Raw genomic sequence first — 14125 nt, forward strand, 5'->3', positions numbered from 1 at the left:
CTTTACTATTGTAAATTAATGTGGCAATAGCTTCAATAGCAAATTTCGAGGAGTGCCTAATGCTCTACCCTATTGTGAAAAAATAAAGCCCTTCGGCATAAATACCAAAGGGCTGCGAACAACACCGAAACGACTACTTCTGTGCGGCGTTCTCTTTATTCCGCTGGACGATCATATCTGCGATTTCCTCAGCTTGTCCTACAATGGCAATCGGGTCGAAGTACCAATATCGATCCTCCTGAAGCTCAAAAACCTTACCTTGCCGGACCGCATTCAGTGATTTCCATATGCTGTCTCCTTTGTAACCCCTCAAATCCTTGTTAACCGTCAGAAAGATATAAGAGCCTGCATATTGATTAATGACTTCTTTTGACACCGACTTCCATTGAGTCTCACCTAATAATTCTTTTTGGACAAGCGGCGGAGGTGTCAAATTGAGTCCTCTGTATACGGCCTGTCCTCCTCTGCCAAAATTATCACCATATACATAGTATTCTTTATCCGAAGCTTCCATTACGGTGAACGTATCCTCAGGCTGAATAATACCCTTTAGCTTGTCACGTGCAGCCTGCATCCGCTGATCGTATTGGGCAAGCCATGTTTTGGCTTCCTGTTCTTTTCCAAGTAGCTCACCAAAAGCTGTCAGTTCCTCATGCACATTTTTATACGTTCCATAAGGAATGACGATGGTCGGAGCAATTTTACTATATTTTTCATATTCAGAAGCATCTTTGGAACCAATTAGAATCAAGTCAGGCTCCAGAGTCAATACTGTTTCAATGGATACGCTGCCGCGATCTCCAATGCTTGCAATGCCCTGCACAAGCTCCTTCGAAAACGGATTATCCAGATAATATTTAACACTTCCCACAGGTTTAATCCCTAGTGCTAGTAAATCATTCTGGTACATATCTACTACAATCCGCTGAGGGTGAACCGGAATCTTAATATCTCCATGAATCGTTTTGACTGTTTTCATTTCCTCTGACTTTTGTTCACTAGAAGTTTGATTCTGCTTTTCATCCGGTTGCTTCACGTTTCCACTACAGGCGGTAAGAACTAAAATGACTGACAGAAGCATCATCACAATCCACATTTTCTTTGTCAAGCCCAATCTTCCTCTCTCTATTTACGGTGTCATATCGGCCTATTTACGTTCCATATTGAGCTTGGTGCAGGCGACTATACGCTCCTTTTACTGCCAATAACTCTTCATGTCTGCCTTGCTCGGCAATTCCTTGATCTGCAACTACGATAATGCGGTCAGCATTTTTGATTGTTGCCAGACGATGGGCGATAACGAGTGTCGTGCGACCTTGGGAAAGCTCTGTCAGCGCCTGCTGAATCGCGGCTTCTGTCTCTGTATCCAATGCTGATGTCGCTTCATCTAAAATGAGAATAGGCGGATTTTTAAGGAACATCCGGGCAATAGACAAACGTTGCTTTTGACCACCGGAGAGCTTTACACCTCGCTCACCGATCATTGTATCCAGACCATCCGGATATGAGCGAACAAGGTCTTCAATCTGAGCTCGACGAGCAGCATCCCAAATTTCTTCTTCCGAAGCATCAAGCTTACCGTAAGCAATATTTTCACGAATCGTTCCATCAAAGAGAAATACATCCTGCTGTACGATACCAATCATGGATCGCAGCGAATCCAGCTTCATTTCACGGATATCCATCCCATCAATGGTAATGCTACCTTCCTCGACATCATAGAAGCGAGGCAACAAACTGCAAAGTGTCGTTTTACCTGCTCCTGAAGGACCTACAAGTGCTACGGTTTCACCTGCATGGATAGATAGGTCTACTTTGCGTAATACCTTATCTTTGTTTTCGTAACCAAACGTTACACCTGCAAATTGAATATCTCCATTAAGATGGCTAACCGCCTTGGCCCCAGGCAGATCTTCTACATCCGATTCACTTTCCAGCAAATCCAGGTACCGTCGGAAGCCGGCAATCCCTTTCGGATACGTTTCGATGACAGAATTAATTTGTTTAATTGGCCCCAGGAATACATTAGACAGCATCACAAATGCGATAAATTCCCCGTAGGTCATCTGTCCTTCGATAACAAACCATGTTCCACACACAAGCACAAACAATGAAACCAGCTTCATTAGTATAAAACTAATCGAGGAATTCCAGGCCATAATCCGGTACGCGATCAGCTTCGTTTTACGAAAACGTCCATTATTCTCAGCAAAACGTTCCATTTCATGTGCTTCGTTGGAGAACGCTTGAACAACGCGAATCCCGCTGACATTATTTTCAATGCGAGCGTTATAATCCGCAATATCAGAAAACATACGATGGAAAGCAGCAGACATTTTACGGCTGAAATAAAGAGACAAGTAAATCATGAGGGGTACAATGATGAAAGTCAGTACAGCCAGCTTCCAGTTAATGCTGAGCATGATACCAAAGGCTCCCCCAAGTGTCATCAACGCGATGAACAAATCTTCGGGTCCGTGGTGGGCAATTTCCCCAATATCCATCAGGTCATTGGTCATACGGGAAACGAGATGCCCTGTTTTGTTATTGTCAAAAAAGCGAAAAGATTGCTTTTGTACCCGATCAAATAGCTTTTTACGCATGTCCGATTCGATGTTAATACCCAGCTTGTGCCCCCAATAGGTAACTACGTAATTCAGCGCAGCACTTATGACATAAATACCGAGTAGAGCTAGACAGGCATATAAAATCCATTTCCAGTTCCCACTGGGTAGCAAATCATCGACCACCCGGTTGACTGCAAGCGGAAAAGCTAACTCCAGCAGTGCTGCCAGCAAGGCACAAGAGAAATCAATGATGAACAAAGTCCGGTAAGGACGGTAGTATTCAAAAAATCGTCTAAGCATAGTCATGACTTCTCCTTTCTAATTTCAATTGAACTGATCACTTCGGATCAACGGAAAACATTTTAACGGCCTCATCCAGCGATTGGTCAACGGCTAGCGGTGAGTACGTAAACCACGGATCGGCTTTGATGAAATACACCTTGTGGTTCTTGACAGCCGGGAGATTTCTCCAAAGTGCACTTTGCTCAATTTGCTTAAGCATTCCGTCCTTGCTCGCTTCATCATAAACCAGCATAATAATTCGGTCTCCTGACAATTCAGGCAGCTTTTCCATTGAAATAACATCATAAACATAATTAAATCTCGGGTCCTTCGCCAGCTTCTGGCGTATGTATTCAGGAGGATTCAATTCCAGTGAACGGTAAATGACATGTCCTACATTTCGCGCCCCATATACTCTGAGCACATCCTTACCGTAGGTCATATAAATGGTGACCGTTTCATCATTTTTGAATTTTCCAGCCAGCTTCTTTCGACCTTCTTCAGCCTTTTTGTTGAAACTAGCGATCCACTGCTCGGCTTCCTTGTCCTTACCCAGCACAGCTGCGACATCCCGCAGTTGCTTAAATACATCCCCATCTCCAAACGATACGGCTACGGTAGGAGCAATTTTCTTCAGCTGCTCTTTCACTTCTGGAGGGGTATCTTCTGTTGCTATGATCAGATCAGGTTGTAGCTCCAGTACCTTTTCAACATTCGTCGGGTTCCCAATATCACCAATCCCGTCAATTTTTCCTTTTAAATAGTCGTCTTCTAACACATGAGAAGCAGCCCCTACAGGCTTAACACCTAAAGTTAGCATCGCATCCAAATATTGAGTCGTGACAACTCGCTGTGGATTTGCAGGGATACTGATCTTATTACCAGTAGCATCAGTATATTCGCGCATGACAACCGTTTTGGATTGTCCGGAAGGATCATTAGTGCTGGTCTTGTCGTTTGTCTGGTTGTTGCTAACTGCGTTTCCACATGCACTCAATACAACCATCAAAAGAACCACAAGACAAAGCGTGGATTCCCATTTTAATCTGTACCTTTGTTGCACAATATACATCCTCCTTAGATATATACAATTCATATTATGATAGTGATTCTCATTATCATATAATTGTTATTCTATCTTTTACCGTCTCTTCTTACAATACAAAAATAAAAAACTTCCATTTATGTGTATGTATCGTCATCGTAGAATAGCCAAAAAAAAGAACTGATGCGCATTACAGCATCAGTCCGAATAGCTTAATATGTTAGGTCAAGCGTCCTTTTTATTTCGATTGATCCACTAACTCCAGCTTAGCGGGAATGGATGTTTTCACGGTTTTACCTTGAAGTACATCCTTGGCTGCCTGCACCGCCAATTGACCAATAAGCTCGGGTTGCTGAGCTACGGTGGCTGTCAGTTTCCCTTCCTTAATTGATTTAAGCGCATCCTCGTTACCGTCAAAACCGATGACTGGAATGTTCTTACCTGAGCTTTGGATTGCTTCGATCGCACCCAACGCCATTTCATCATTGTGGGCAAATACTGCCTGAACGTCCGGGTTGCCTTGCAGCAGATTTTCCATCACGTTCAAACCTTTGGTCCGATCAAAATCGGCCGATTGTTTAGCTATAACTTTCAGATCCTTATCTGCTACTTCATGAAATCCTTTTCCGCGTTCACGGGTAGCTGATGCTCCTGGGACACCTTCCAGCTCAATCACCTTGGCACCTTTTCCAACTTGATCAATCACATATCTGGCAGCCATTCGTCCTCCCTCTACGTTGTCTGAAGCGACGAGTGCTTTTACATCACCTTTGTCAGCAGAACGATCCAGTGTAATAACCGGGATGTTCAATGCATTCGCTGATTGTACCACTGTGGAGATGGCCGACGAATCTGTCGGATTTATAAGTAACGCGTTTACTCCCTGTTGAATCAGATCATCCACGTCATTACTTTGTTTCGCCGAATCATTTTGTGCATCCACAACAATAACCTGCATTCCTCGTTTTTTGGCCTCTGTCACAACTCCGTCTTTGAGAGAGACGAAGAATGGATTATTCAGCGTTGAGATCGATAAGCCGATTTTGATGTCCTTCAGGTTCGCGGCCGCTTTAGGTTTCGCCCATTCGGGCGGTTCCAAGGAACACCCTGTCATGAGCAGGAGCAGCAAGGCAGTCATGATTAATGTAAGCTTTTTCATATTTATGTGTCTCCTTCTACGCAGATTAGGTGTATTATGCGGATTTTTTACGGTCAATCAATACAGCAATAGCGATGACGATCCCTTTTACCACCATTTGATAAAAAGAGTTAACCCCCAGTAAGTTCAAGCCATTGTTTAGCGTACCGATGATAAGCACACCAATTAATGTACCTACGATTCGTCCGCGTCCTCCCGAGAGGCTTGTTCCACCTAATACGACAGCCGCAATGGCGTCCAATTCATAAGAAGTACCTGCTGTAGGTTGCGCCGAGTTTAAACGGGAAGTCAAGATAGCTCCCGCCAACGCGGAAAGCATTCCAGCCAGAGAATAAATCCAGATTTTTACACGCGGTACTTTAATACCAGATATAATTGAAGCCTTCTCGTTACCACCAATGGCATACGTTTTGCGTCCGAATGGTGTTTTATGCAAAATGATCCATAGAACAGCAAAGGTAATGAGCATCGTAATCGCTGGAACCGGAATACCGAACTGATAGCCACGTCCGAACAATTGAAATACCAGACTGTCTCCGAGTCCTGTAATAGGGTTACCGTTGGTATAAACGAGTGTCAATCCTCTGAAAATAGTCATGGTTGCTAGTGTAGCGATAAACGGAGCCATTTTACCTTTCGTAATCATCAAGCCGTTGACCATCCCCATCACGCCACCCAATGCACAACCGATGATAATCGCCAAAATAGGATCGAACCCGGCCAGCATCATATTTGCGACAAACGCACTGGATAGTGCTAATATGGAGCCGACTGATAAATCAATTCCGCCTGTGAGAATTACGAAGGTCATACCGAACGCAATCAACGCATTAATGGATACCTGGCGCAATAAATTCAAAATATTAAGCGGTTCCAAAAAGCTGGGATTTAAGACCGATACAATGATTACCAAAATAATGAGCCCCAACAATGGGCCAAGCTTCTGTGTGATTTGTGACATTTGAAAGCCTTTGCTGCTTTTTGATTCATTCATAGTTGTCATATTACTGTCCTCCTGTAGCTAGCGTCATAATATTTTCTTGTGTAGCTTCTTCCCTGCTCAGCTCTCCGCTGATCTTTCCCTCGTGCACCACGACAATACGATCGCTCATGCCGAGTACCTCAGGGAGTTCCGAGGATACCATAATAATCGCGACTCCACGTTCGGTCAGCTCGTTCATTAACTGGTAGATTTCCCGCTTGGCTCCCACATCCACACCTCTCGTCGGTTCGTCAAGAATGAGTACATTCGGACCAATACCTACCCATTTGGCAATAACCACCTTTTGCTGGTTACCACCTGACAAACTGCGAACCGTTGTTTCGCCCGATTGGGTTTTGATTTGTAAGCGCTTAATTAAAGTGTTAACAAAATCTACCTCTTTTTTACCTGAAATAAATCCTTTTGAAGTAAAACTGAACAGATTCGGCAGTACCATATTTTCCCGGATAGAAAAATCCAGCACCAAACCCTCATCTTTTCGGTCTTCTGTAATGAAGCCAATCCCTAGTTTCACTGCATCATCCGGTTTACGAATAGACACCTTTTTTCCACGCACATGAATCTCACCACGATCCAAAGCATCCAGTCCAAATAACGCACGCATGATCTCGGTCCGTCCCGAGCCCATCAAGCCTGAAAAACCTACAATTTCCCCAGATCGTACAGTGAAATTCACATTTTCAAACAACCCTTTATGCGAAGCATTTTTGACCTCCAGCACCACTTCTCCCAAAGCAGGCGTTCTTACCGGGTAGCGTTCAGTCAGCTCTCTACCTACCATTTTCCGTACAACCTCATCAAAATTCGTATCGGGAATCGCCTGAGTATCCACCGTTTTCCCATCACGCATGATGGTAATCCGATCACAGATCGCGAATATTTCCTCCATCCGATGTGAAATATACACAATCGAAACACCAACTTTTTTCAAGGAAGTAATAACCTCGAATAGCTTCTGAATTTCCCGTTCGGTTAAGGCGGCTGTCGGCTCATCCATCACGATAACTTTAGCATCTGTCATGAGTGCTTTGGCAATTTCAATCATCTGCTGTTGACCCACTGAACACTCGCCTGCTTCACCGTTCAATGGAAGGTTTACCGAAAGCTTGCTGAATTGTTCATTTGCTAGCGCTTTCATTTTGGAGCTATCTAGTAAGCCCCACTTGGATGTCATTTCCTTGCCGATAAACAGATTTTCCAGCACAGTCATCTCCGGCCACACATTCAGTTCCTGATGAATAAAAGCAATTCCTTTTTGCTCCGCTTCTTTGGGGTCAGCAAAATAGGTTTCCTGGCCGTCAATGATGATCGTTCCCTCATCTCGCCGATGCAGTCCGATTAGAATATTCATCAGCGTTGATTTGCCTGCACCATTTTCACCCATGAGGGCATGTACTTCTCCTTCACGAAGATCAAAGTGAACACCACTCAGTACCTGATTGGTTCCAAAGGCTTTGTGAATTCCTTTCATTTGAATCTGCATGCTGTACCCTCCTTTTTATTCAACATTGATTTATCCAAAATGAACTCCTGCCTGCAAAATACAATTGGCATACGGTTTAGCCTCTCCTGTACGAATGATCGCCTTTGCATAACGGGTCAGCTCCTTGAATTGTTCATGAGAGCAAAACTCAATGACGGCAACCTGCTTACTAATCTGTGGCTGTTCTAATTGGTCCCCTGCAAAGTTGTGCATAATATACTGTAATGCTTGTTCATTTTCTTGTTTGATTTCTTCGGCCAGCGTTACTTTTTCGATCACCATATCTGCTGCAATGACATCAACGACGTCCTGAAAGGATGGAACACCCAGTTTAAGGGCCAAATCAATTTTGGTAACGCCTTCAGGAACAGGTAAGCCAGCATCAGCCACGACAATATAGTCAGTGTGGCCGAGATCCGACAGTATTTTGGATATATGACTGTTTAGGATTCCATGTTTCTTCATATTATATTTGCTCCTCCACTTCACGACGGGTTGGCATTCCACCTTGGGCTCCAAATTTGGTAACGGATAATGACGCAGCACGATTAGCAAATTTCACACTGTCTGCCAGCGAATTTCCTTCAGCTAAAGCCACTGCAAAAGCAGCGTTAAACGTATCTCCTGCACCTGTCGTATCAATAGCTTCTACTTTATAAGTAGGAACCACGACTTCCTGTTCTCCGTCGAAGAACCGTACACCGTTGCTGCCCTCAGTCACAAACAGCTTGTTGGGATATTTGCGCAGCGCTTCTTGAAGACTTAAATCCTTAAACATAATGGCAGCTTCATGCTCATTAGGCGTAATGTAGGTCGCATTCGCAATTACGCTTTCCTCCACTTCACGAGCCGGGGCTGGATTCAGCAACAAGGGTATCTGGTATTTCGCACAAATCTCGCTTACGTAAACAACCGTTTCTGTTGGTATTTCCTGTTGAATTAGCACAATATCCGAACTTCGGATGACGTCAAGCGCTTCTTCCACATAGGCGGGTGTCACTTCATTATTCGCTGCTTTTACCACGACAATACTGTTATCGCCTTCAGCTAGTATAATATGCGCTGTACCGCTTTCCATATGTGTAACCGGTTTCACATAATCGGTATGAACATGATTTTCTTCAAAATTACGTAAAATCTGCTTCCCAAAATGATCATCCCCTACTCGTCCAATCATCGTAACGTCGGCTCCGAGTCGTGCTGCGGCTACTGCCTGATTGGCTCCTTTACCTCCAGGTACGGTTGTGAAGCTTTCACCCAATACCGTTTCACCAGCACCGGGACGTTTGGACGAAGTAACTACGAGATCCATAGAACTGCTTCCGATAATCGAAATTTTAGCCATCATTATCCACCCTTCTCGTTGTATCCCGTTCTATAAATTTGACGGGCAATTGTATGCTTGAATAGGTAAGTACTTTCGAATGAAGATTAGGTACACTTGACTTCGTTACTTGCGACTGCTCAATCAACTGAATGAGTAGTCCTGCTGCTTCCCAGCCCATTTCATAAGCAGGCTGTCGGATCGTTGACAAAGGCGGGAATAACAAACTACTTAATGGTATATCATCAAACCCGATAATTTGAACATCATCCGGGATTTTCTTTCCTAATCTATGTGCCTCATGCATCACCGCTGTAGCCACGATATCATTACTTGCGATAACTCCGTCCGTATCGGGATACTTGCTAAACAGCTCTTTGGCCCACGACTCGGCCTCCTTGAACGAAAAGGACGTTGTCTCGACCACATGGTAAGCAATTCCGGATTGCTGAAGCTCTTCAACCGCCCCGCGAAAACGATCTTGTGCTGGACGAATATGTGCAGGGCCCTGCATGACTGTAATTTGCTTGCTGCCGCGTGCAACCATTTCTTGAGCAGCCAAGCAACCGCCATGGGCTCCATCTGCATATACGGAGAGGCTGTCACTGGAAGTTCGATCGAGAAAAACGACCGGGATCTTCAGTTTGGCGTAACAATCGGCATCGGGATCATTGGTAGAAGAAATAACACCAACGACATTATTTTGAACAAAAGTATCCATGTAATCCAATTCTTTTTGGCGATCTTCATCACTATTACCGAAAATAATCCGAAAGTCATTTTCCTGCATTCGATCCTCCACCCCACGAGCTAACAAGGGAAAGTAAGGGTTCGTAATATCCGGCAGCAAAAGACCGATTAATCTAGATTTCTTTTTATACAAAGAACGTGCAACTTCATTAGGCTTGTAATTTAACTGCTTCACAGCAGCCTCAACCTTTCGCCGTGTATCCTCATGCACATATCCAGTTTCATTGATAACTCTGGAAACGGTTGCTACGGAAACCCCTGCAAAGCTGGCGACTTCTTTAATTGTTGTCATAGTGTAGGTTCAACTCCAATGTGTAACCGGTTACACATATAAAATATCACAGCATTAATTTTTTGACAAGCATTAATTATTTGCACGTTAAATCCTTTAGCTTTATAATTCTTATTGTAACTAGTGAAGTTCCACCTTTATACACATTCTAAAGTGAGGAGCAATGCTCCCGGTTACACAATAAAATACGTATACATGGAGGCTTATCCCTGATGAATATTGAAGTTTGGTCTGATTATATGTGTCCGTTCTGTTATATTGGTAAACGCCGTTTGGAGCAAGTGTTACAGAAATTTCCACATCACGATGAGGTGCAATTGACATTTAAGAGTTTCGAATTGAACCCGGGTGCTGTGAGAGATAGTGGTAAAACGATCAATGAAGAACTAGCCGCTAAATATGGGGTCAGTCTGCAAGAGGCTCAGGCTATGAATGATCGAATGAACGAAAATGCACGCTCTGCGGGTCTTGAGTATAATATTCATGCCATGGTGCCGACAAACTCTCTTGATGCTCACCGCTTAACACTTTGGGCTCAAACACAAGGCAAAATGCTGGAGCTGAGCGAGCGCTTATTCCATGCTGTTTTCATCGAAGGCAAGCATACAGGGGATCATGAAGTGCTGGCAGCGCTGGCTACTGAAGTTGGTCTAGATCAAAAGGAAGCGGCTGCTATATTAGCCAGTGACCGTTTTACCGACGAAGTTAGAGCTGATGAAGCCGAAGGCGCTGAGTTGGGTGTTCAGGGTGTACCATTCTTTGTATTTGATCGAAAATTTGCCGTTTCTGGTGCCCAGCCGGAGGAAGTATTTCATGACGCACTTCAAAAAGCATGGGATGAACGCTCACCTTTCACTATGATAAGTGGCAGCTCGTCCAAACAGGATGCAGGTGGTGTATGTACGGATGAGGGTTGTGAACTTCCAGGCCGCGAGAGCTGAACAGTCCTTGAATGAACATTTCCAACTCCCTAAATAAATTTTAAAAAAGCGTGCCAGCCCCCTATTAAACCTGAGGCTGGCACGCTTCTTTATTTTATAACGATTTAATCATTCCGCCATCCACAAGGATGGTGCTCCCTGTCAAATAGGATGAAGCTGAAGACGCCAGAAAAGCAACAACTTTACCGAACTCTTCAGGCTCTCCATACCGCCCCAATGGAATGCCCTCTTCTGCTTGTTTTCGAACCTGATCCGTCGTTTGCTGGGTTTTCTCAGCTCGATGCTCGTCCAAGCTACGCACGCGATCGGTTGCAATTCTCCCCGGTGCTACAGTATGTACCAGAATATTATGAGGAGCCAATTCCAGAGACAATGTTTTCGCCAATCCAGCGACTCCAGTACGTAGCGTATTTGAAATGATTAGTCCCGGAATTGGCTGCTTAACTGAGGAAGAAGCAATATTTAATATCCTACCGCTTTGTTGTTTTTTCATATAGGGTAACACCTCACGGATCAACCGGATATGACTAAGTAAATTTTGTTCAAAGGCCTGCATCCACACTTCATCAGTAAAATCATCAAAGGTACCTGCAGGAGGCCCACCCGCATTGTTAACCAAAATATCAACGGTGCCAAACAAATCAGCTGTACGGCGGATGGCCTGGGAGATATCTTCTGGTTTTGTTACATCGCAAACTACATATTCAACGCGGCCACTCGCTGTTTCCAGTAATTCCGCCTGCGTCCGCTGAAGCTCTGCTTCGTTCCGTCCTGAAATGATGACATTCGCACCCTCGCGTGCCAGCTCCCGTGCGCTTGCCTTGCCGAGTCCTTTACTGGAACCTGCAACAAAGGCTGCTTTTCCCGTTAATCCTAAATCCATCTATAACACTCCCTTTTGTCAGTGTTCTCTATTTAATTGTACACATGACCAGCACATAATGCGAATAGCTTGGTAGTATCATGAAGGCTATCTATCCTCTCACCATTAAAAAGAATACGGAATCATTCATTGCAAGGTAAAACAAAAAGGCCTGACATTTAGTCAGGGGCCCTTTTTGTTTACAAAATATTTGTTACAGCACGTTATGATGTTGATGCAGGTGTTGTTGGCTGCTCGTATACAACAACGGACTGGCTCTCAGGCTCCCATTTAACATTTGTCCCCAAGGCCTCTCCGATTACCCTTACAGGTACCATTGTCGTCCCATCCACTATGGATGCTGGCTGCTCGATAGAATACGGCTGACCGTTAATATATGCTTTCGGACTGTTAACAAATAATTTGACGGACACGCCGTTACGGGTGACAGTAACAGCCTTTTCTTTCGGATCCCAGGAAACCTTTGCATCCAAAGCTTCGGAAGCTGTTCTAAACGGAACAAGTGTGGTCCCATTGCGGTTAATCGGTTTGGCGTCGTATTCTTCACCATTCACGAACAGCTTCATACCCGACGGCCGTCCGGCCTTCTTCGAGAATTCACCCAGCTTTTTGTAGCTGTCCAGATCGGACACATTAGCCAGTACCGCCTCCTCCTGCATGTAAACGGCATCTGTCACATTTCCGTTTTCAGCCAGTAGCTCAGCTGCCTCAGTCAGTGCTTTACCAGAATTCCGGATCAATTCAAGTTCAGCAACCTGCTCCGAAGTCAAACGGTCCGGGTATTTCGTAAGCAGCAGATTCGCAATAACCGCTCCTGCCGGCTTATCCTTCGTATTTTCTACCGCGTGAAGCAGACCCTTGTAACCGTTGCGTCCCTTGTGACCATTATGGTCTTTGGACCCCCCGTATGTATCATCCGTTACTGCAACAGGTTCAGTTTTTCTGATTTCTGCGTGTTTGTCTTTTTTACTGTTTTCATCCTTTTTACCGGATGCTTTGTCCTTTTGTTTTTTGGACTGATCATTGTCTGAGTCATGGGGATTGATTAGCTCTTCCCCGCTCTTTTCATTCCCGTCTTTAACAGACGTCTTTGCTTCCTGTTTGTTCCCCTGATCATTTCCGCGTCCCTGCTTGGCTTCAGCGGTTCCCGCTGCCAATCCCAAGACCAGTATACACGCTAGTAAAGCTGTCCAAGTGTTTTTCATGATGCGATTCCTCCTTATAGTAAACACCGGGCTCAATCGTCCCTAGATGTATTAACGGTTTCTCTAAGCTGATTTTTTATCTTTTTTTATTTAATGTGTGAGACACCACTATAGCTGCAGTCCAGATTACCAAAACCACTATAAAATTTTATTATACGCCTAACCTATTTACACAGTATAATGAGAAAATGCCCATGCATTTATAAGAAACAGCCTTTACATTCGCATAATAGAAAGAAGATGAAACAGACATGTTCGGCACCATTCTTTTGGACGTTGTTTTACCTATTTTTGTACTTATCGGTTTTGGTTGTATCATGCAATATTATTTTCGACTGGATTTGTATACCTTAGCTAAAATCAATTTTTATTATATCACCCCCGCAGTTGTGTTTACGGGTCTATATCACTCGGAAATTTCTTTAATGCTCATGGGTGAGGTTTCACTTTTTTATGCCTTGTACATAGCTATTCTGTACGTAATCAGTACTACCGTCGCCAGATCGCTGAAATACAGCCCTGGAATGCGTGGAGCTTTTACAAACAGTGTAATGCTAGATAATTCAGGAAATTATGGTCTACCAATCAATCAGTTGGTGTTCAAAGGTGATCCGCTAGCCATTTCCGTTCAGGCTCTGATTATGACCTTTCAAAGCTTTGTTACATTTACATACGGTACTTTTGTTGTACAGAACGGTAAGGCTAACACTCGAAAAATTTTAATTAATTTTTTGAAAATGCCTGTACCTTATGCACTTGCACTAGGTTTGCTCCTAAATCTGTTGCATAGTCCGTTGCCTAATTTACTGGCTGAACCTTTGAATTATATTAGTCAGTCGATGGTTGCCGTGGCTCTGCTTACTTTGGGAGCACAAATTGTGCAATATCCCTTTCGCTTGCGCCGTACAGCCGTGTACATCAGTATGGTACTACGCCTGATTGCTGGTCCAATAGTCGGTTTTATGCTTGTCTTGCTGCTGGGTCTTAAGGGGATTCCCGCTCAAGCCTTGCTCATTGCATCGGGTATGCCTACCGGAGTTAATACAAGTATTTTGGCGGAAGAATATAAAAATGAACCCGATTTTGCCGCACAAACAGTATTACTTTCAACGATTATGAATGTCATTACGATGACACTGTTAATTTCAGTATCCCGGCATCTTGTTTGAGGTGTATGATAATATAAAAAAT

13 protein-coding genes are annotated in these 14125 nt (G+C 44.0%); 2 read left to right on the forward strand and 11 right to left on the reverse strand.

The features are described from left to right. Positions 1-133: 133 nt before the first annotated feature. From NSS94_RS12825 to NSS94_RS12865, 9 genes are all read right to left on the reverse strand, one after another. Positions 134-1114: an ABC transporter substrate-binding protein gene (locus NSS94_RS12825; protein WP_322252711.1), complete on the reverse strand. Its 981-nt coding sequence runs from the start codon at positions 1112-1114 to the stop codon at positions 134-136. Positions 1115-1151: 37 nt separating this feature from the next. After that, positions 1152-2867: an ABC transporter ATP-binding protein gene (locus NSS94_RS12830; RefSeq protein ID WP_322252712.1), complete on the reverse strand. Its 1716-nt coding sequence runs from the start codon at positions 2865-2867 to the stop codon at positions 1152-1154. 37 nt (positions 2868-2904) lie between these two features. Further along, positions 2905-3912 carry an ABC transporter substrate-binding protein gene (locus NSS94_RS12835; protein WP_341039406.1) on the reverse strand — a complete coding sequence of 336 codons (1008 nt, stop codon included), beginning with the start codon at positions 3910-3912 and terminating at the stop codon, positions 2905-2907. Between the two features lie 220 nt (positions 3913-4132). After that, positions 4133-5053, reverse strand: a complete 921-nt coding sequence (gene rbsB / locus NSS94_RS12840; RefSeq protein WP_318627312.1) for a ribose ABC transporter substrate-binding protein RbsB — start codon at positions 5051-5053, stop codon at positions 4133-4135. Positions 5054-5087: 34 nt separating this feature from the next. Then, entirely contained in the window at positions 5088-6056 is a 969-nt protein-coding gene (locus tag NSS94_RS12845) for an ABC transporter permease subunit (RefSeq protein ID WP_318627311.1), read from the reverse strand. Position 6057: 1 nt separating this feature from the next. Next, positions 6058-7539: a sugar ABC transporter ATP-binding protein gene (locus NSS94_RS12850; RefSeq protein WP_069011764.1), complete on the reverse strand. Its 1482-nt coding sequence runs from the start codon at positions 7537-7539 to the stop codon at positions 6058-6060. Between the two features lie 30 nt (positions 7540-7569). After that, positions 7570-8004 (reverse strand): D-ribose pyranase, encoded by a 435-nt coding sequence (gene rbsD, locus NSS94_RS12855; protein WP_069011762.1) that lies wholly within the window; start codon positions 8002-8004, stop codon positions 7570-7572. 1 nt (position 8005) lies between these two features. Further along, a complete protein-coding gene (gene rbsK / locus NSS94_RS12860) occupies positions 8006-8884 on the reverse strand; it encodes a ribokinase (protein ID WP_069011915.1) in 879 nt (292 codons plus the stop codon). After that, complete coding sequence (locus NSS94_RS12865) at positions 8877-9905, reverse strand: LacI family DNA-binding transcriptional regulator (RefSeq protein WP_029517482.1); 1029 nt, start codon at positions 9903-9905, stop codon at positions 8877-8879. Before NSS94_RS12865 ends, rbsK begins: the two co-directional genes overlap by 8 nt. 212 nt (positions 9906-10117) lie before the next feature. On the opposite strand from NSS94_RS12865, the gene NSS94_RS12870 reads away from it, so the two are divergent. Next, positions 10118-10846: a DsbA family oxidoreductase gene (locus NSS94_RS12870; RefSeq protein WP_029517481.1), complete on the forward strand. Its 729-nt coding sequence runs from the start codon at positions 10118-10120 to the stop codon at positions 10844-10846. Positions 10847-10940: 94 nt separating this feature from the next. Here the strand turns inward: NSS94_RS12870 and NSS94_RS12875 are convergent, their stop codons facing one another. After that, on the reverse strand, positions 10941-11729 hold the full coding sequence (locus NSS94_RS12875) for an SDR family oxidoreductase (protein WP_029517480.1): 789 nt from the start codon (positions 11727-11729) through the stop codon (positions 10941-10943). A gap of 203 nt (positions 11730-11932) precedes the next feature. Continuing rightward, positions 11933-12934: a copper amine oxidase N-terminal domain-containing protein gene (locus NSS94_RS12880; protein ID WP_029517479.1), complete on the reverse strand. Its 1002-nt coding sequence runs from the start codon at positions 12932-12934 to the stop codon at positions 11933-11935. 251 nt (positions 12935-13185) lie between these two features. Between NSS94_RS12880 and NSS94_RS12885 the strand changes: the two genes are divergently transcribed. Next, a complete protein-coding gene (locus tag NSS94_RS12885; protein ID WP_340955554.1) occupies positions 13186-14103 on the forward strand; it encodes an AEC family transporter in 918 nt (305 codons plus the stop codon). Positions 14104-14125: the final 22 nt, after the last annotated feature.

Source organism: Paenibacillus sp. FSL L8-0644 (genome assembly GCF_038008165.1).
Taxonomy (GTDB): domain Bacteria; phylum Bacillota; class Bacilli; order Paenibacillales; family Paenibacillaceae; genus Paenibacillus; species Paenibacillus polymyxa_D.